The following is a 16,476-nucleotide window of genomic DNA, read 5'->3' as shown; positions in this document are numbered from 1 at the left end:
AATCAATCAATACCAATCACAAATGATCACGAAATTTGTCGAAAGAAATCAACAAACGATCATTATCGATCATGAGAGTATGTTGAGCAAAATAATAGCTAATATATGTAGACAGGTGGAATGTCCCATGCTTTTTGAAGAAGAACGAAAGCATAAAATGGTTCAATATTTGCAAGAGAATCACAGGGCATCTGTTCAAGAACTAGGTGAAGCTTTTGGAGTATCAGATTCAACGGTTCGTCGAGATCTCAAAGAGTTGGAAGATGCAAGGCGATTGAAAAGGACACATGGGGGAGCCGTATCACTGCAAAGTGTCAATTTTGAACCTAATATGGTAGACAAAGAAGATTCTTTTCGAGAAGAGAAAGAGCGAATCGCGAAGCGAGCGGTAGAGATGATTCATCAAGGCGATACGATATTGCTTGACTCGGGAACGACTACTCTTCCGTTAGCAAAAGAACTAAAGCATATGTCGGGTATTCGAGTTATAACGAACTCAGTGATTGTTCTTAGTGAACTTCGAGATTGTCGGAATATAGAATTGTCTATTATTGGCGGATTGTTAAGGCCAGACACACTAGCGTTTGTGGGGCCAATAGCAGAACGGTCACTGGATATGGTACGTGTAGACAAAGCTTTTATTGCAACTAACGGTTTAGATCTCAAAGAAGGTGTAACCACCCCTAATCTGACAGAAGCTGCGATCAAGCGCAAAATGATTGATATTGCTAAGCAGGTCATTCTACTCGCAGATCATAGCAAAATTGGTAATATCGCTTATGCCAAATTTGCAGATGTATCCGAAATTGATCATTGTATTATGGATACTGGAGTACCGCTTCATATGATTCATCAATTGAAAAAGCTTGGTATAGGAGTCACGATCGCATAACTATATTCTTCTATTCAAAGCTTTATCATAGAGCATATTTGTAAGCGTTTTATTTAAAAATCATCAGCAGCATGAAATCGCAATAATATTTGAAAAATGTATTGTAAACGCTCCAGATTACGATTGGCTAAGGTTAGACCATTACTCATTATAAGGGGATATTACCATGAAAAAATTATTGGCTGTTACCGCTTGTCCAACCGGTATTGCTCACACGTATATGGCTGCTGAATCATTGCAAAAAGCCGCAGATCAAAAAGGTGTACCTATCAAAGTCGAAACACGTGGTGCAGTTGGAGTCGAGAATGGTCTAACCGCTCAAGAAATCGCTGAAGCACATGCTATTATTATCGCTGCTGATACAGATGTAGATGAAGATCGCTTTGCAGGCAAACCGGTTATTCGTGTAGCTGTTGCACAAGGGATCAAAGTTCCGGGGGAATTAATCGATCGTGCTTTAGCAAAAGAAGCTTCTAGTGGTCTTGCTGCTTCACCAACAGCTACACCTGAAGAAAATGCAGGTCGTAAGCCTAACATGTTCTACAAACATTTGATGAATGGTGTATCTAATATGTTACCGCTTGTTATTGCAGGTGGTCTGATTATCGCATTCTCATTCTTATTCGCTTTCACTAAAGGTGGAGTCGATCAAGTTGATGGTTCATTCGGAGCTGCTTTATCCACAATTGGTGGCGCTTCAATGGGACTGATGGTTATCGTATTGTCTGGATTTATTTCATTCTCTATCGCTGGTAAACCCGGACTTGCACCTGGTTTGGTCGGTGGTGTACTTGCTAAAGATATGGGCGCTGGATTTATCGGCGGTATTATCGCAGGTTTTGTAGCTGGTTATATTGCACATTACTTGATCAAAACAATCAAAATGCCTAAAAACTTTGAAGGTCTTAAACCTATTCTAATCGTTCCTGTCTTGTCTGTACTTGCTATTGGTCTATTGATGGTATACGTTATCGGTCAACCGATTGAATGGTTGTTGACAGGTTTGACAGCTTGGCTTACAAATATGGGTGCTGGAAATGCAATTATTTTAGGAGCTATTCTTGGTGCAATGATGGCACTTGATATGGGTGGGCCTTTCAATAAAACAGCGTATACTTTTGCAGTAGGTTTGCTAGGTGCTTCTCTTTATACACCAATGGCAGCAGTTATGGCAGCAGGTATGACTCCACCACTTGGTATTTGGTTAGCAACTGTTATTGCTAAAAATCGCTTTACCAAAGAAGAACGTGAAGCTGGTAAAGTCGCTTCGATTCTAGGTTTATCGTTTATTACAGAAGGAGCTATTCCATTTGGAGCGGCTGATCCAATTCGTGTTATCCCTTCCTTTATGGTAGGTTCGGCTGTAGCTGGTGCATTATCGATGTACTTTGGTGCAGGTCTACATGCTCCTCATGGTGGTGTATTCGTTCTCTTTATCCCGAATGCAATCGACCATTTACCACAATATGTATTATCTATTGTAATCGGTACAGTCGTTACAGCATTGATGGTCTTGTTGCTTAAACGTAAAGCACCTGCTAAATTATAAGTAATTATAATTCATTACAAGCGACCGGAACGATGATTTGTCCGGTCGCTGTCCATATTTACACTCGCCTTTAACAAAACAACAATAAGACATTGACTATTAGAAGGAGTGACACTACCTATGAATATCAGCGAACTATTAAGCACAGAAAGCATATTTTTACCTTCTACAGCAACAACACGCGAAGAAGCGATTCAACAAATGGCATCCGGTATGAAAGCTTCTGGAGCAGTCACTGATGAAGCTGCTTATGTAGATGCAGTGATGGCGCGTGAACAACAAAGTTCTACAGGGATTGGTTTTGGTGTAGCGATTCCGCATGGCAAATCAGCAGGGGTAGCCAAAGCTGCTTTAGCATTTTCACGATTTGCAGAACCGATTGATTGGGAATCTTTAGATGATCAGCCTGCTCAGATTGCATTTATGATCGGTGTACCTGAAGCGAATACAGGAAATGAACATTTGCAGATTCTAGTGGCTCTTTCTCGTAAATTAATTCATGAAGAATTTCGGGCTGAATTGATTAATGCACAAAGTAAACAAGAAATTATAGATATTTTAACTCGTACTATCGGTTAATCATCATTCAATATAATAGATATGTAAATAAAAGCGTATTGCCTATTTATAGGTGGTATGCTTTTTTTATAATGAATTGGCGTTAAGGTGGATTGATTCTGATCGGGGTATATATCATCGGTCTACGTTTGAAAGTCATACATACGGTTAATGAACATTATCTTATCAAAGTATATGAAGAAGAAAAATGAATCTAATTTAAAGGTGGAATATAATGAGTAAATGGGTAGAGTTTAGTCAAGCTTCACGATTGCATTTTGTACCTTTAATGGCGATCTGTGTAGTACAGGGAGCTTTGGCAGCATGGATATGGAATAATCAATTTAGTGTGTTGATCTTTCTTTTAACTCTAATTGGTTCAAGTGCAATACATATTTTTTCGATGATGATTAATGATCTATGGGATTATCGTAGTGGTGTCGATGTCGCTGCTTATCAATCAGAAGAATCGATTTCGACAGATTCAGGATATTTGACGACTGGTAAATGGAGTGAGCAGACATTTGCTAGAGTAACATGGAGTATGCTTGCTATCACGATTGTCTGTGCAGTAACATTATACTTTTTAAGTGGATGGGGCGTTTTACTGCTTGGAGGAATCGGCGGCTTGCTGGCTTTATTTTATGTTGTTCCACCGATCAAGTATGGATATATCGGTAAGGGTAGCAGTGAACTGGCACATGTATTATGTTTTGGCGTGTTTCCGGTAATGGGCGCTTATTATGTGCAGACAGGTCATTTTGATATACGGTTGTTCTTTTTATCGTTGCCTATGGGCTTGCTGACCACACTGACATTTTTCAATCATCATTTTTTACATTGGAAAACAGACAAACAGGTGGGTAAGCGCACACTGGTTGTTGTATGGGGAGAACGTAAATCGTTTCGCTTTTCTATTTTCTTGTTATGTCTTGCTTTATTCAGCATCTTAATCTGTGTACTTGTCGGTGGATTGCCAATCTACGGTATTCTTGCTTTGTTAACAGCTATTCCGTTGTGTCGTATGTACCAGCATATGAAAAATAAGCGTAATTTGCAGACACATCAGCAATTGCTGTGGTTGTCTTTACGAACTTCGCTACAATGCGGAACAGTCATGATTTTAGTATTGTTGGTCGGTCGCTGGATATGGTTTATATAAAATATAGAAGCTATTTAATCAAGGTAAGCAAAAAAGATATCTATTATAAGATGTCTTTTTTTGTTTAGTCTAACCGAATTCATTTTAGAGAATAGACATAATTACAAATTTTTTCTAAAATGTATGTACAAGTTGACTGTAAAAGCGCATAATTTAATAAATGATATGTACAAGTTAATAAATATTGTAAGCGGTATCTTGATTATACAAAAGGAGATGACAACATGAAGCAGCCATCATTATCTATCAACGAGCAAATTACAATGTGGAATCAAAAAGCGGCGTTACTTGCTGGCAATCAATCTTTTGAAACGATTGGTATTCAGATTGAATTAGAAGCAGGGGCTATTCGTAAATTACCGGCGTATATCCATAGAGAGCGATATCAACAGGTTATGGTCGTCTATGATACGTATACGTATGAAGCGGCAGGGCGACAAACGATAGATTTACTGCAAAGTATTGATGTAGGTATAACCGAATTGGAGTTGCGTGAAAATAAAGAAGGCGATGTGATTGCAGATGAAGCAACAATCGTGCAATTATTGTTAGCCGTTACTCCTCAGACAGATGCTATTATAGCAATCGGTTCAGGAACAATTCATGATGTTGTACGAATTGTTAGTCACAAAATGAATAAGCCATTTTTGTCTGTACCTACTGCGGCTTCTGTAGACGGATTTACTTCAGCGGGTGCACCGCTTATCGTCAATGGAACAAAAGAAACATTTCAAGCCAAAGCACCTGAAGCTATTTTTGCAGATATTAATATCCTGATTAATGCTCCACAAACGTTAACAGCCGCAGGATTTGGCGATATGTTAGGCAAATGCACTTCATTAGCAGATTGGAAAGTATCCCGCGATCTTGGACAAGAGCCGTATAATCAATTGGTATATGATATTACAGAAGAAGCGCTTAATCAATGTATCGAAAAAGTAGACTTGATCGCTTCAGGTAGTGCAGAAGGGATCTATACAGTTATGTATTCACTACTTGCTTCAGGGATAGCGATGTTGATCGCTGATCATTCACGTTCAGCATCAGGTGGAGAACATCATATTTCTCATCGCTGGGAAATGGAATTGATTAAAGGTGGACACAGACAAATTTTGCATGGAGCCAAAGTAGGGGTAGCTTCAGCACTTCTAGCCGATCATTATCGTCAACTAGCGATCGATCATCCAGAAGTCAAAGCTTTTGCCGCTTACAAAGATATCCCAACCAGCGCACAGATGAAAAAGTGGCTATCGGCAGCAGGCGGCCCAAGTGAATACGAGCAATTAAGCATGCCAGCCGAATGGTTAGAACTAGCTCTACATTCTGCTCATACGCTACGTAACCGCTATACAGGGCTAAAATACATGAATGAACATCAGTTGATCTAATACATTGTGTTTATGGTAAAATAAAATATCTATATATTTTTATCAACCGTTCGGAGGAATTATGGCTGCAAAATACAGGCAAGTTCGAGATGAAATATTATCGTGGATTCATTCGTCCAAATTATTACCAGGTAGCCGACTACCTTCAGAACATGAGATTGCTGATCAATTTAGTGTCAGTCGACAAACGGTACGTCAAGCTTTAGGTGAATTGGTGCGAGAAGGCTGGTTGAACCGGATGCAGGGCAAAGGGACATTTGTTGCTGATCCTGCTGTCAAATCAGTCGATGATAACAAAACGGTAGGCGTTATTACTACGTATATTTCAGATTATATTTTCCCGCAAATTGTGCAAGGGATTGAGACAAGACTACGTAGCGAAGGATATCGACTACTGCTAGCCAGTACAGAAAATGATCCAACCAAAGAGCGCGAGTGTCTTGAAATGATGCTTAATCAGTCTCCAGCGGCTTTGATCGTAGAGCCTACTCGAAGTGGAGAACGTAGCGCTAATCTCAATTATTTTCTTACGATTGAAAATCGTTCGATTCCTTATCTAATGATTAATGCTAGCTATGAAGAAATGGATTCTGCATGTCTACGAATGGATGATGAACGCGGAGGATTCTTGGCGGCACAACATCTGATCGAACTGGGACATCAGCGGATCGCTGGCTTTTTCAAAACAGATGATATGCAAGGCGTACGCCGTATGAAAGGATTTGTTGCGGCACATCGCAAGCATGGGATTCCATTGCAACCGTCTTTGATTTTTACTTACAATACAGATGACAAAACCACTGCGCCGATCGAACAAGCACAACAGCTTATTAAGCAATCTGCTCAGGAACGTGCGACAGGGTGGGTGTTATACAACGATGAATTAGCGATTAATTTGTTACAAGTTGTACGGGAAGCCGGTCTTTCTGTACCGAATGATCTATCGTTAGTCGGCTTTGATGATTCTTTTTTAGCTACGGCTACAGAAGTGAAATTAACGACACTCAGTCATCCCAAGCATGCACTGGGAACAGCAGCAGCAGAAATGATTTTGCATATGTTAGATGGAGAACAACGGGGCTTGGGCGAAAAGATACATACTCCCGAGCTGATTATTCGTGAATCCACTTCATCGCCTGCTGTATTACCGACCTAACTGTCTGCATAAGTGAATATATCTTGTCGTTAGGAGTGTAGGCATGAGAGCGTTAGAACAAGCATTAGCCCAATTAGCAGAGACTCACCGGCAATATGAAGTTAGCGGACAATTTATATCTGTACCACCGGATACCTTTCAGCGACAATGGCCGGATACTATTCCAAGTTCGTCTGAACTGGATTATTATCTACGTCATTATGAACCGTCCGATGTAGTTGTCGAGACTGGCTTTGCTCCGATTATGTTATGGTCTATCGATCAGTTACGACAAGCCTTAATCGGTTATCGCTGGGTAGGTATGTCAGAGCCTTTTGCAGAAAGCGATACATGGCGAGCAGACTTTGTGATTATTGCAGATGATATAGGCAAAGGTAATCCGATTATCGTAGCCACTAGCGAAAAGAGTACGCCTGTATATGCAGGTTATGATGCAGGAGAACCTTTTTTGATTGCTTCTACACTAGCAGATTTTGTTGTAGCACTAGCATTGCTTATTGAGATCGTATATGGCTCATTTGAGATTTTTGAAATAACAGATGATGATAGTATAGTGCTACCTGAATTTGAAAAGCAGTTAAAAACTGCGATTGAGCCGATTCTTGGAGCTGACTTGTTTGCGAATTTTTATGATTACTTTTACGGATAATTGTTCACAATCATAGGATATGTAAGATATCTATAGAAAAGACACAGTAAAAACTCCGCTTCTCACTAGATTCAGTGGGAAAGCGGAGTTTTTGTACTGCTTATTTGGTTATACCTATACATTCAATGTAAATATGCTGAATTACGCTTGAGATTGTTCATCTTCGCCCAATACACAATCTGCAAATAATACAGATTTGGGAATACGGAAAAATTGTTCGGTTTTTTCTTGAAATGCTGGTGAAGGCAGTGTAGCTTGATGTAACCATTTACGGAAAGTACCTGGATGAACACCAATCCAATGGCTCACATCGGTTACAGACAGATCATGTACCATACATAAACCTGTCAAAATATGATTGCGTACCGGTGAACGAGTAATCGTTCTTTTCATAAAGCGAGATGGTTCTTGCTGACAAATCACAGGGCTGTTATGAATCACCTGTTGGTTAAACAAAATGTGGTGCGGATATCCCAATTCCCGGCATACTTTTTCAAGATTGGCTTTGCCAGGGAGGCGGCCTTCATAGACCCAAGCGCTTACGCTTCGTGATGAAACCGATAACCGTTCTGCAAGCTCAGATAGTTTGATATCATTAACCATGAGCACAGCGAGCAATACTCGATTGCGGATTTGGCAACGTGTTGGTCTGCGGAATCGCTTAACTCGTACTCCTTTGCCGAGATACTTACGGTTGATCAGAGACCACGCCTCTATAAAGTGTCGTTCTGGTTGATTAGGCATATTTCCTCCGATTAATCTATTTTTTCTTGATATTAGGTTTAGTGTCCTTTCAACATCCTACAACACCCAGACGCTCGTTTCAAGCTGACATGGTCACTATTTTTGACCATTTAATAATATTTATCAAATAAGAATGATTATAAGCATTTTACTATACCTTAATCAGTCCTATCGATTGAAATAAGATCGTTTATTCTCAAATGATATATCAGATAACGATCAATATATTATCATAATAAGTCTGAACGAAATTGTAGCTATTGTTATCTATATAGCATGCAAAATAGCATGCGAAAAAGTGTATTTAATATCCTTTTTATGGAATATTCATCTTTGAAATTGATCAACTACGCGCCAAATGGAAGAAAAAAATGACATCTTTTTGCTGATAGACACATGTCTGCTTTTTCCTTGATACCACTCACTTTTGAAAGGTTATCGCTAAACATACAGGTTGTTATTTGAAAAAAATAAATCTATTTCTGATACATTTGTTGGTGAATGGGGTATTAAATAAGACGATAGCCGATTGCTTACTAAATCGGTTGCAACATTTAAAATTAATCACATAATCGTTTTATATTATTAGGAGGCCAATACTTATGAGTACAAGTCATGAAAAACTTACAGCTACAAAAAGAGAAAGTTCAAAACGTTCTGAAATGCGTGAACTTCGTTTAAAAGGACGCGTTCCAGGTGTAGTATATGGTCCAGATTTGGGCAGTGTTCCTGTACATGTAGATTCCAAACAACTTCTTGCTCACGTTAAACGCGGTGGAGCAGAAATGTTCTCACTTGCTGTAGAAGGCGGAAAAGAAGTACAAGTTCTTATCAAAGACGTACAACGTGTAGACGGTCGCATTTTGCATGCTGACTTTATGCAAGTTTCTGATACGAAGCCAATTCACGTAACGATGCCAATCGACTTCCACGGTGAAGCAATTGGTACTAAATCTGGTGGTGTGTTACAACACCAAGCAACAGAATTGGAAGTAAGCGGTTTGGCTAAAAACTTGCCAAGTAGCCTTGAAGTTGATATTTCCGCATTGGAAATTGGCGACAGAGTAACTGCTGGCGATGTTAAATTGCCTTCTGGCGTTACATTGGTATCTAGTGAAGAAGAGATCATCGCTTCTGTTATCGTACCTCGTGTAGCTGACGAAGATCTTGAGCCTACAACGGCTGAAGAATCAGAACCTACTGATGCTGCTACAAACGATGAAGGCGAAGAAGTTCCAGAAGTAGGTAAAGAATAATATTTGCATATATCAGTACGAATGCGTACTGTATAGTATAACGAAAAAGCTGATACTCTTTAGGAGTGTCAGCTTTTTTTATCAGCGCATCTATTAATCATTTATGATACGATAAGAAAGAAACTTATTGTCTATATAAAGGAGCTACTCTGTTATGATCAAACACATTGTCTTATTTAAGTTGAAAAATCCTACTACTGAAGTTGTGAATGAAACCGTCGCCAAATTGAGAAGTTTGGAAGGTAAAGTGGATTCACTGATCGCTTTGGAAATCGGGGCAGACATTTTGCGTACAGAACGTTCTTATGATGTTGCTTTAACAGCTACATTTGAGACATTAGAAGGTTTGCAAGCTTATCAAGTCCATCCAGAACATGTAAAAATTATTGAATATATGAATAGTGTAAGAGAAAGTTCTATTGCGGCTGACTATGAATACTAAGGTGGTGTGACTCTTTTGTACTATGTGAATCGTGAACAGATTGAACGGAGAATTGTAGCCTTAGAAGATGTATGCGAAGCATTACAACAAGTATCCACTCATTGGGATAGCAGTCTGACTTCTGGCTTTGTGCAAGAGCGTGCACTGCATCTAGCGATTGAATGTGTAACTGATATTGGTAGTTATTTGATTGATGGTTTTATTATGCGTGATGCCAGTAGTTACGATGATATTGTAGATATTATGCGTGACGAAAAAGTGATCGATCAACCGATGGGCGAAATGTTGACTGCATTGGTGCGTCTGCGTCGTCCACTGGTGCAAGAGTATTATGATTGGAATCGCACTGAACTTCATCCGCTGAGTACTCCTTTAGTGAAGGTCTTAAAAGAATTCGGTCAACGGATTCATACGTATCTAGATCAAGAATTAGATTCGTTAACAGTGGTAAATGTAGACAGAGCATCAGGTACTTCTACGTCTACATAATATGAAATCTATTTGTAAATATCTTGTTTGAAAAGATAGCTTTGGAATTTACATCGCTGAGTGGATACGCTACAATAGCGTTAATCCATAAAGGGATCATATGACCCTTTTCGCTGACCAAGCGGATCGGGTCATTTTTATTTTAATTTAGAGCAAGGGGGTCATACGATGAAGTCCCATCAGGAACCATCGACCCGGCGCAGTATAATGATTATGCTCAAAACACAAGGCCCTTTCAGTGTATCTGAGCTAGCACGGGAATTGAATATTACAGAGATGGCGGTAAGACGTCATATTCATACGTTAGATCAAGAAGGATTATTAATTACGGAAACGGTACGTATTCCAACAGGCAGACCGTTTTTGCGCTTTCGGTTAAGTGAACGTGCAGAAGAACATTTTCCTCATAATTATCATCAACTGGCTTTGGATCTACTCAGCGAGTTAGATGAGGAAGCAGTAGCTGTATTATTTGAAGGGCGTAAGCAGAAATTGTTATCTCGCTATCAAAGTATTGCAGATACTCAAGATCACAAAGAACGAGTGGCTGCTTTGACTGATATTCAACATCATGGTGGTTATATGGCACGTTATGAACAACAAAGCGAAAATCAGTATACCATTTATGAATATAACTGTCCGATCAATCAGATTGCGAATCGCTACGATATTGCTTGTCAATGTGAAAAGCAGTTATTTGAGCAGTTGTTACAAGCTGATGTACAACGAACAGAATGTATCGCTAAAGGTGGACGTTGTTGTGTATACCAGATTCAATTTCAATCTAATTCATCAGCACGTTCCAAGTAAAAGCAGATCGATTATCGGTCTGCTTTTTGATTTATCTTATGATGATCTATGAACAAGTGGGATTTTTAAGCGGTGTGTGGGTAATACACATATAGAAAAGATAAGTGAAACGAAGGAGAGATAACGATGCCAACTTATAACAAATCTAAAAGCTTAACATGTGGTATTTTGACAGGATTATTAGTAGGGGGATCGACAGCGCTTTTGTTAGCTCCCAAAGGTGGTCGAGAACTGCGTTCAGATATTTCGACCAATGCTCGAATTGCAGGCGCTAAAGGTCGTGAATTGGCAGAACTAAGCAGAGAAGTAGTAGGCGTAGTCAAAGATTGGAAAGAACAGATCAATATCGCAACAGCAGAAGTGAAAGTAGAACTAGCTGCGCTCAAAGCAGAACAAGCTGACCAACCAGGGCCACAAACGAAAGGGAATTATAGCGTCTAACTAAACGTTATATCTTTCACTTGCCACCTGGCATGTATACGGTATAATAGGTACAGTTTACGAAAAGGAAGCGATATGTACGTGCAACAACCGATAGCTATATTCGACTCAGGTGTGGGAGGATTAACAGTTGCAAAAGAAGTGATGCGACAACTACCACGCGAAAAAATTATTTATTTTGGAGATACAGCGCGTGCACCGTACGGCCCTCGTTCTCTAGAAGAAGTGAAAGAATTCACCGAGCAAATTGTGAATTACTTGATGACTTTTCAGCCGAAAATGATAGTAATTGCTTGCAACACCGCAACGGCAGCAGCTTTGGAACATATCAGTTCAAAAGTATCTATACCCGTTATTGGTGTTATTCATCCAGGATCACGAGCAGCGATTAGCGCGACCAAAACAGGCTTTATCGGTGTGATAGGTACATCAGGAACGATTAACAGTGGAGCTTATTCAGCGGCATTGAAGCAATTATCCCCTTTTGTACAAGTATATAGTCAGGCTTGTCCTGATTTTGTACCGTTGGTGGAACGTGGAGTGTTTTTGGATAACGAAGCTTATGAGGTAGCTCAGCAAGTATTAGCACCTGTGCGCAGCTATCCTATTGATTGTCTGATTCTAGGTTGTACACATTATCCATTTCTGACAGAAGCGATTCAAGCAGCAGTCGGATCTGATGTGAAATTGATTAATTCAGCCGAAGAAACGGCACGCGAGATCAGTACGATTTTGTATAACAAAGGAACGCTTGCTCTTACAGAAGAATTACCTGTACATGAATTTTTCTGTAGTGGAACCGCAGAGATTTTTCAACAGATTGCTCGTCAATGGTTAGGAGAGCAGATTAAGCTTACTCCGGTACTATGGCAAGTGTCACGTATGGTCTAACAGCATAAGTAGACTATCTTACAGTTCTAAAAGTACATAAAAAAGCTACCTTCATGTCATATCAGTTGAAGGTAGCTTTTTTGGTTGTTGTTTGTAGAGTTCAATTTATACTTTGGGAGAATAGTTGATCGTTGATTTGTATCATTCATACATATTATTCATTTGAGTAAACAAATTCATAAGCCTATACAGTTACGTATGGACGATAGATGCTCCTGTAACGACCTGTTGTAGCGCCTGTACGAGTTGTACAGGGTTCTGGTATAAAGAACGGTTAACGATAAAGTCACGTCCTAGCGCCGCTGCATTGCGCTTAACAATAAGCCTGTGATTATCTTCTACAATCGCTTCGATATCTCTTGCATGAGCCAAACCAAAAATGCGGCGCATTATTTCACTTCCAGCAAATCCAACAGCATCTTCAAAAATGTGTTGTAACTGATATTCTAGATAGCCTTGGATCGGTGCAAAATCTTCTACATTATGCTGTTGCCATAGAGTAGAGAATGTATCTACAAATATATCCCATACATTAGTGATATGGAATAACAGCGCGTCTCGTCCACTTTCTTCACGAGCAAGAGCAGATAATAATGTATTAGCGATAAAGAGTCCAATATCGAATCCAATCGGCCCGTAAAAAGCAAATTCGGGATCGATAACTTTGGTTTCCTCATCACTCGCAAAAATACTTCCTGTATGCAGATCGCCATGTAACAATGCTTCTGCATGAGTAATAAAAGTCTGTTTTAATTTGGCGGCTTCCAGTAAAAGTACTTGATCTCCCCAGATCTGCTCGGCAATTGGACGTAGTAGGGGCTCTACATCATTTGTCTCATGATCAAATAACGGATACGTAAATACAAAATTTTCTGTAATTTTACACAGTTCAGGATTATGAAATTGTAGAGCAAGTTCGCGTTTATTTTGAGGCTCCATTGCAAAATCGGACGTTGCAAAAAGAGTCTTTGCCAAAAACTCACCAATATGTGTAGACAGCAGTGGATAAGTAGAGCCACTTGCTAATCCAGTGCGTACAATCGTGAGATGAGACAAGTCTTCCATTACTGTAATCGCATACGTAGGATCGGTATAATAAATTTCAGGTACATATTGAGGAACATGTTGGGCAAAGTGTCGTAGCGCTTCGCTTTCAATCACAGCGCGATTCAATGTTAAAGGCCATCCTTCACCAATCACACGCACATAAGGAAGAGCTTGCTTAATAATAATGCCACGCTTAGCCGCAGGTTCAGTGATCCGAAAAACCATATTCAGATTACCATCACCAATCTCATGACAGATGAGATCAGCATCTGCATTGAAAAGTTCTAATGTTTTGGCAAGAGCGATTGCTGTTGTTTCTGTTAACGCTTCATAAGATGGTTCAGAGCGTGTCATACTTTAGATCCTCCTTTGAAATAAAAAGTATAGTCATTAATAATGAATACAATAAAATCAATCTAGATCAATTCAGTTTCATATAAACCTAAATCATGCTATATCACTTCAATAGCTCTAACTCAGACTTTTTGTCGTTTGCGATGAACAAAAGTTACTGCCAAAGCGAGAACAAGTACAGCTCCTTTGATAATATCTGTGGTGTAGTACTGCACATGAAGCATTGTCATACCATTAACAAGTACTCCCATTAATACAGCACCGAAAAAAGTACCGATAACATTGGGACGACCTGCACCAAATACAGAATATCCTACAAAAACAGCCGCCAGTGCATCCATTTGCATCGATGATCCTGCATCAATCTGACCGGAACCTACACGAGCCGCGAATAAAATCCCTCCTACTGCTGCAAAGATACCGGAAGCAACATAAGCAAGTGTACGTACACGATTCACACGTAAGCCGGATAAGCGTGCAGCTTCTTCATTACTGCCTGTCATAATCATTTGCCGTCCACCACGTGTATATTTGAAAAATAAGTGCATCCCAATCACTGCAACTAGCATCAGAATAACAGGAAAAGGAACACCTAATAATTTACCCTGTCCAATCCAGAGAAACGAATCCAACATCACACCAGGCGCTTTGGTTCCATCTTGAAATTGCATATTGTTGTAGATTGAGTAGCCTTTGGTATAGGTTCTATGAATTCCACTGACGATATACATTACAGCTAGAGTTGCTAGAAGATCAGGAATCCGAATTTTGACAATTAAAAAGGAATTTAATAATCCGACCAGTGCTCCAATAATCAAAGGAACAATCAATACCAAAACTAAAGGCATCTGGTGCCAGACCATCATCGCTGCTACTACTACAGTCGTAAGAGATACCGTTGAGCCAGCCGAGAGATCGAATCCATCCACAGTTAGTGAAATCGTAATGCCTATCGCTACAAATGTAACAATAGAGATTGAACGTAAAATATCACTGATATTGTTATATGTGAAAAAGTGTTGATTATAAATAGAGAAAAATAGTAGCACCAATCCAATAAAGATCAAAGCTCCATAACGATACGAAAACTGAGCGATTTTGTGATTCATACAAGTTCCTCCCGGCCAGCGCTGGCATAGTATAACAAATCTTGTTGTGAAGCTTCTCCGTAGTTAAAAGATTTCATGATTTTGCCATCACACATGACGAGAATACGATCAGCCAGCCCGATCGCTTCTTCAAACTCACAGGTGAGATATAATATTCCTTTTCCTTGCGCAGCCAATTCTCCAATTACTTTGAAAATATCACGTTTGGCGCCTATATCGACTCCTTTGGTCGGTTCGTCCAAGATAAATAGTTCAGCATCTGTCTGCATCCATTTACCGATGGCTACTTTTTGTTGATTGCCTCCGCTAAGATAGCCTGTTAATTGCTGGTCAGACGATGTTTTGATACCTAGTGATCCAATCAATTTATCAGCATGCTGTTTTTCGGCTGAGTGGGATACAATACCAAGACTTGTGATTTTTTTTAATAAAGGCAAGCTTAAATTATGCAATACAGACTCTTTGACCAGAATCCCTTCTTTGCGACGTTCTTCAGGAACAAGAACAATGCCAGCATTGACTGCATGATAAGGGGTTTTGGAATGAATAGGGCGACCATTCAGTTGAATAGATCCTCGTTCCGGTTGATCTGCTCCGAATAAGAGTTTAGACAATTCTGTTTTGCCTGCTCCGACTAAACCCACTACAGCAACCACTTCACCGCGCCGAACATCAAGATCGACTCCTTGTACATAGCGACCTGCGGCAAGATCAGATACGGTTAGTAAAGGCTCACCAATCGGGACAAACGTTTTGGGGTATTCTTCTGCAAAAGCTCTACCGAGCATCGAATGTACAACTTCATTCGCATTGGTATCTTTTGTAAGAACAGTGCTTACTTTTTTGCCATCACGCATAACTGTGATCTTATCACACACTCTGAAAATTTCAGGTAGTCGATGAGAGATGAAAATAACGCCAATGCCTTGATTCTTTAAGCCTTCCATAATAGTAAATAAACGTTCAGCTTCTTCCATACTAAGTGGAGCTGTCGGTTCATCGAAAATAACGAATTTGGCTTGTTCAGCCATAATACGTGCAATCAATACCAATTGCTTTTCGGCTAATGATAATTCGCTCACCGGTTGACGGGCTGAAATAGCAAATCCAAGCTTTTGCAAAATTTCTTCTGCTTGCCGGTATATGGATTTCCAATGTAGAATCGGACTGCCTTGAGAAGAAGTCAGATAACTCAGTAAAATATTTTCGGCTACTGACAACTGCGGAATAAGCGAAGTATCGACTTCTTGATACACACACTGAATCCCGGCTTGTTTGGCAGCGGCTGGTGAATCGATATGAACTTGCTGACCATGAATAACAATCTGACCCTGATCCGATGTATAAGCGCCGGATAAAATTTTCATGAGTGTACTTTTACCTGCACCATTGGCACCAAGTAAAGCATGAATCTCACCGCTATTCACTGTAAATTCAACGTCAGTTAATGCGGGCACATTAGCAAATGATTTGTAGATTCCGCTCATCACGAGACTGTCAGATGATGAATCGATAGGAGTAGTCATCGGATTCTTCCTT

Annotated in this window: 17 protein-coding genes; 13 read left to right on the top strand and 4 right to left on the bottom strand. The window is 39.8% G+C overall.

All coding sequences use genetic code 11. The features are described 5' to 3' along the window. The first annotated feature begins 127 nt into the window (after positions 1-127). The 7 genes from ACFSGI_RS14395 (at position 128) to ACFSGI_RS14365 (ending at position 7,354) form a co-directional block, all read left to right on the top strand. Positions 128-892, top strand: a complete 765-nt coding sequence (locus tag ACFSGI_RS14395; RefSeq protein ID WP_204824789.1) for a DeoR/GlpR family DNA-binding transcription regulator — start codon at positions 128-130, stop codon at positions 890-892. Positions 893-1,058: 166 nt separating this feature from the next. Continuing rightward, entirely contained in the window at positions 1,059-2,441 is a 1,383-nt protein-coding gene (locus ACFSGI_RS14390; protein ID WP_204824788.1) for a PTS fructose transporter subunit IIC, read from the top strand. Positions 2,442-2,561: 120 nt separating this feature from the next. Further along, positions 2,562-3,020 carry a PTS sugar transporter subunit IIA gene (locus ACFSGI_RS14385; protein WP_204824787.1) on the top strand — a complete coding sequence of 153 codons (459 nt, stop codon included), beginning with the start codon at positions 2,562-2,564 and terminating at the stop codon, positions 3,018-3,020. A 214-nt stretch (positions 3,021-3,234) separates the two neighbouring features. After that, complete coding sequence (locus ACFSGI_RS14380) at positions 3,235-4,161, top strand: prenyltransferase (protein WP_204824786.1); 927 nt, start codon at positions 3,235-3,237, stop codon at positions 4,159-4,161. A 224-nt stretch (positions 4,162-4,385) separates the two neighbouring features. Then, the gene (locus ACFSGI_RS14375) at positions 4,386-5,549 is read left to right on the top strand and encodes a sn-glycerol-1-phosphate dehydrogenase (RefSeq protein ID WP_204824785.1); all 1,164 of its coding nucleotides are present in this window, start codon (positions 4,386-4,388) and stop codon (positions 5,547-5,549) included. A gap of 61 nt (positions 5,550-5,610) precedes the next feature. Then, positions 5,611-6,705 carry a GntR family transcriptional regulator gene (locus ACFSGI_RS14370; RefSeq protein ID WP_204824784.1) on the top strand — a complete coding sequence of 365 codons (1,095 nt, stop codon included), beginning with the start codon at positions 5,611-5,613 and terminating at the stop codon, positions 6,703-6,705. Positions 6,706-6,748: 43 nt separating this feature from the next. Continuing rightward, on the top strand, positions 6,749-7,354 hold the full coding sequence (locus tag ACFSGI_RS14365; RefSeq protein WP_204824783.1) for an SMI1/KNR4 family protein: 606 nt from the start codon (positions 6,749-6,751) through the stop codon (positions 7,352-7,354). Between the two features lie 141 nt (positions 7,355-7,495). Here the strand turns inward: ACFSGI_RS14365 and ACFSGI_RS14360 are convergent, their stop codons facing one another. Further along, entirely contained in the window at positions 7,496-8,098 is a 603-nt protein-coding gene (locus ACFSGI_RS14360; RefSeq protein ID WP_204824782.1) for an XRE family transcriptional regulator, read from the bottom strand. 602 nt (positions 8,099-8,700) lie between these two features. Between ACFSGI_RS14360 and ACFSGI_RS14355 the strand changes: the two genes are divergently transcribed. The 6 genes from ACFSGI_RS14355 to racE all read left to right on the top strand — a co-directional run bounded on the left by ACFSGI_RS14355 (position 8,701) and on the right by racE (position 12,427). Next, a complete protein-coding gene (locus ACFSGI_RS14355) occupies positions 8,701-9,354 on the top strand; it encodes a 50S ribosomal protein L25 (RefSeq protein WP_204824781.1) in 654 nt (217 codons plus the stop codon). A gap of 154 nt (positions 9,355-9,508) precedes the next feature. Beyond that, positions 9,509-9,796: a Dabb family protein gene (locus ACFSGI_RS14350; protein WP_204824780.1), complete on the top strand. Its 288-nt coding sequence runs from the start codon at positions 9,509-9,511 to the stop codon at positions 9,794-9,796. Positions 9,797-9,811: 15 nt separating this feature from the next. Continuing rightward, on the top strand, positions 9,812-10,285 hold the full coding sequence (locus tag ACFSGI_RS14345; protein ID WP_204824779.1) for a DUF86 domain-containing protein: 474 nt from the start codon (positions 9,812-9,814) through the stop codon (positions 10,283-10,285). A gap of 168 nt (positions 10,286-10,453) precedes the next feature. Continuing rightward, positions 10,454-11,095, top strand: a complete 642-nt coding sequence (locus ACFSGI_RS14340) for a helix-turn-helix transcriptional regulator (RefSeq protein WP_204824778.1) — start codon at positions 10,454-10,456, stop codon at positions 11,093-11,095. Positions 11,096-11,221: 126 nt separating this feature from the next. Next, complete coding sequence (locus ACFSGI_RS14335) at positions 11,222-11,536, top strand: YtxH domain-containing protein (protein ID WP_204824777.1); 315 nt, start codon at positions 11,222-11,224, stop codon at positions 11,534-11,536. Positions 11,537-11,611: 75 nt separating this feature from the next. Further along, positions 11,612-12,427, top strand: coding sequence for a glutamate racemase (gene racE, locus ACFSGI_RS14330; protein WP_204824776.1), 816 nt, complete (start codon positions 11,612-11,614; stop codon positions 12,425-12,427). A gap of 192 nt (positions 12,428-12,619) precedes the next feature. On the opposite strand, the gene mtnK is transcribed toward racE, so the two are convergent. From mtnK to ACFSGI_RS14315, 3 genes are all read right to left on the bottom strand, one after another. Beyond that, positions 12,620-13,828, bottom strand: a complete 1,209-nt coding sequence (mtnK, locus tag ACFSGI_RS14325) for an S-methyl-5-thioribose kinase (RefSeq protein WP_204824775.1) — start codon at positions 13,826-13,828, stop codon at positions 12,620-12,622. A 122-nt stretch (positions 13,829-13,950) separates the two neighbouring features. Next, positions 13,951-14,937 carry an ABC transporter permease gene (locus tag ACFSGI_RS14320; RefSeq protein WP_204824774.1) on the bottom strand — a complete coding sequence of 329 codons (987 nt, stop codon included), beginning with the start codon at positions 14,935-14,937 and terminating at the stop codon, positions 13,951-13,953. Continuing rightward, positions 14,934-16,463, bottom strand: coding sequence for a sugar ABC transporter ATP-binding protein (locus tag ACFSGI_RS14315; RefSeq protein WP_379283493.1), 1,530 nt, complete (start codon positions 16,461-16,463; stop codon positions 14,934-14,936). The genes ACFSGI_RS14320 and ACFSGI_RS14315 overlap by 4 nt, the downstream gene beginning before the upstream one ends. Between the last annotated feature and the right edge of the window lie 13 nt (positions 16,464-16,476).

Source organism: Paenibacillus nicotianae (genome assembly GCF_042681745.1).
GTDB lineage: Bacteria > Bacillota > Bacilli > Paenibacillales > Paenibacillaceae > Saccharibacillus > Saccharibacillus nicotianae.
Note: the sequence above shows the minus strand (reverse complement) of the source record. Positions and strands in the feature narration are given on the sequence as shown.

Excerpts from the sequence above, each read along its gene's own strand:
- ACFSGI_RS14355 (WP_204824781.1), top strand. The coding sequence starts at position 8,701 with ATGAGTACAAGTCATGAAAAACTTACAGCTACAAAAAGAGAAAGTTCA.
- ACFSGI_RS14375 (WP_204824785.1), top strand. The coding sequence starts at position 4,386 with ATGAAGCAGCCATCATTATCTATCAACGAGCAAATTACAATGTGGAAT.
- ACFSGI_RS14335 (WP_204824777.1), top strand. The coding sequence starts at position 11,222 with ATGCCAACTTATAACAAATCTAAAAGCTTAACATGTGGTATTTTGACA.
- ACFSGI_RS14385 (WP_204824787.1), top strand. The coding sequence starts at position 2,562 with ATGAATATCAGCGAACTATTAAGCACAGAAAGCATATTTTTACCTTCT.
- racE (WP_204824776.1), top strand. The coding sequence starts at position 11,612 with ATGTACGTGCAACAACCGATAGCTATATTCGACTCAGGTGTGGGAGGA.
- ACFSGI_RS14315 (WP_379283493.1), bottom strand. The coding sequence starts at position 16,463 with ATGACTACTCCTATCGATTCATCATCTGACAGTCTCGTGATGAGCGGA.
- ACFSGI_RS14340 (WP_204824778.1), top strand. The coding sequence starts at position 10,454 with ATGAAGTCCCATCAGGAACCATCGACCCGGCGCAGTATAATGATTATG.
- ACFSGI_RS14370 (WP_204824784.1), top strand. The coding sequence starts at position 5,611 with ATGGCTGCAAAATACAGGCAAGTTCGAGATGAAATATTATCGTGGATT.
- ACFSGI_RS14350 (WP_204824780.1), top strand. The coding sequence starts at position 9,509 with ATGATCAAACACATTGTCTTATTTAAGTTGAAAAATCCTACTACTGAA.
- ACFSGI_RS14380 (WP_204824786.1), top strand. The coding sequence starts at position 3,235 with ATGAGTAAATGGGTAGAGTTTAGTCAAGCTTCACGATTGCATTTTGTA.
- ACFSGI_RS14320 (WP_204824774.1), bottom strand. The coding sequence starts at position 14,937 with ATGAATCACAAAATCGCTCAGTTTTCGTATCGTTATGGAGCTTTGATC.
- ACFSGI_RS14365 (WP_204824783.1), top strand. The coding sequence starts at position 6,749 with ATGAGAGCGTTAGAACAAGCATTAGCCCAATTAGCAGAGACTCACCGG.
- mtnK (WP_204824775.1), bottom strand. The coding sequence starts at position 13,828 with ATGACACGCTCTGAACCATCTTATGAAGCGTTAACAGAAACAACAGCA.
- ACFSGI_RS14395 (WP_204824789.1), top strand. The coding sequence starts at position 128 with ATGCTTTTTGAAGAAGAACGAAAGCATAAAATGGTTCAATATTTGCAA.
- ACFSGI_RS14390 (WP_204824788.1), top strand. The coding sequence starts at position 1,059 with ATGAAAAAATTATTGGCTGTTACCGCTTGTCCAACCGGTATTGCTCAC.
- ACFSGI_RS14360 (WP_204824782.1), bottom strand. The coding sequence starts at position 8,098 with ATGCCTAATCAACCAGAACGACACTTTATAGAGGCGTGGTCTCTGATC.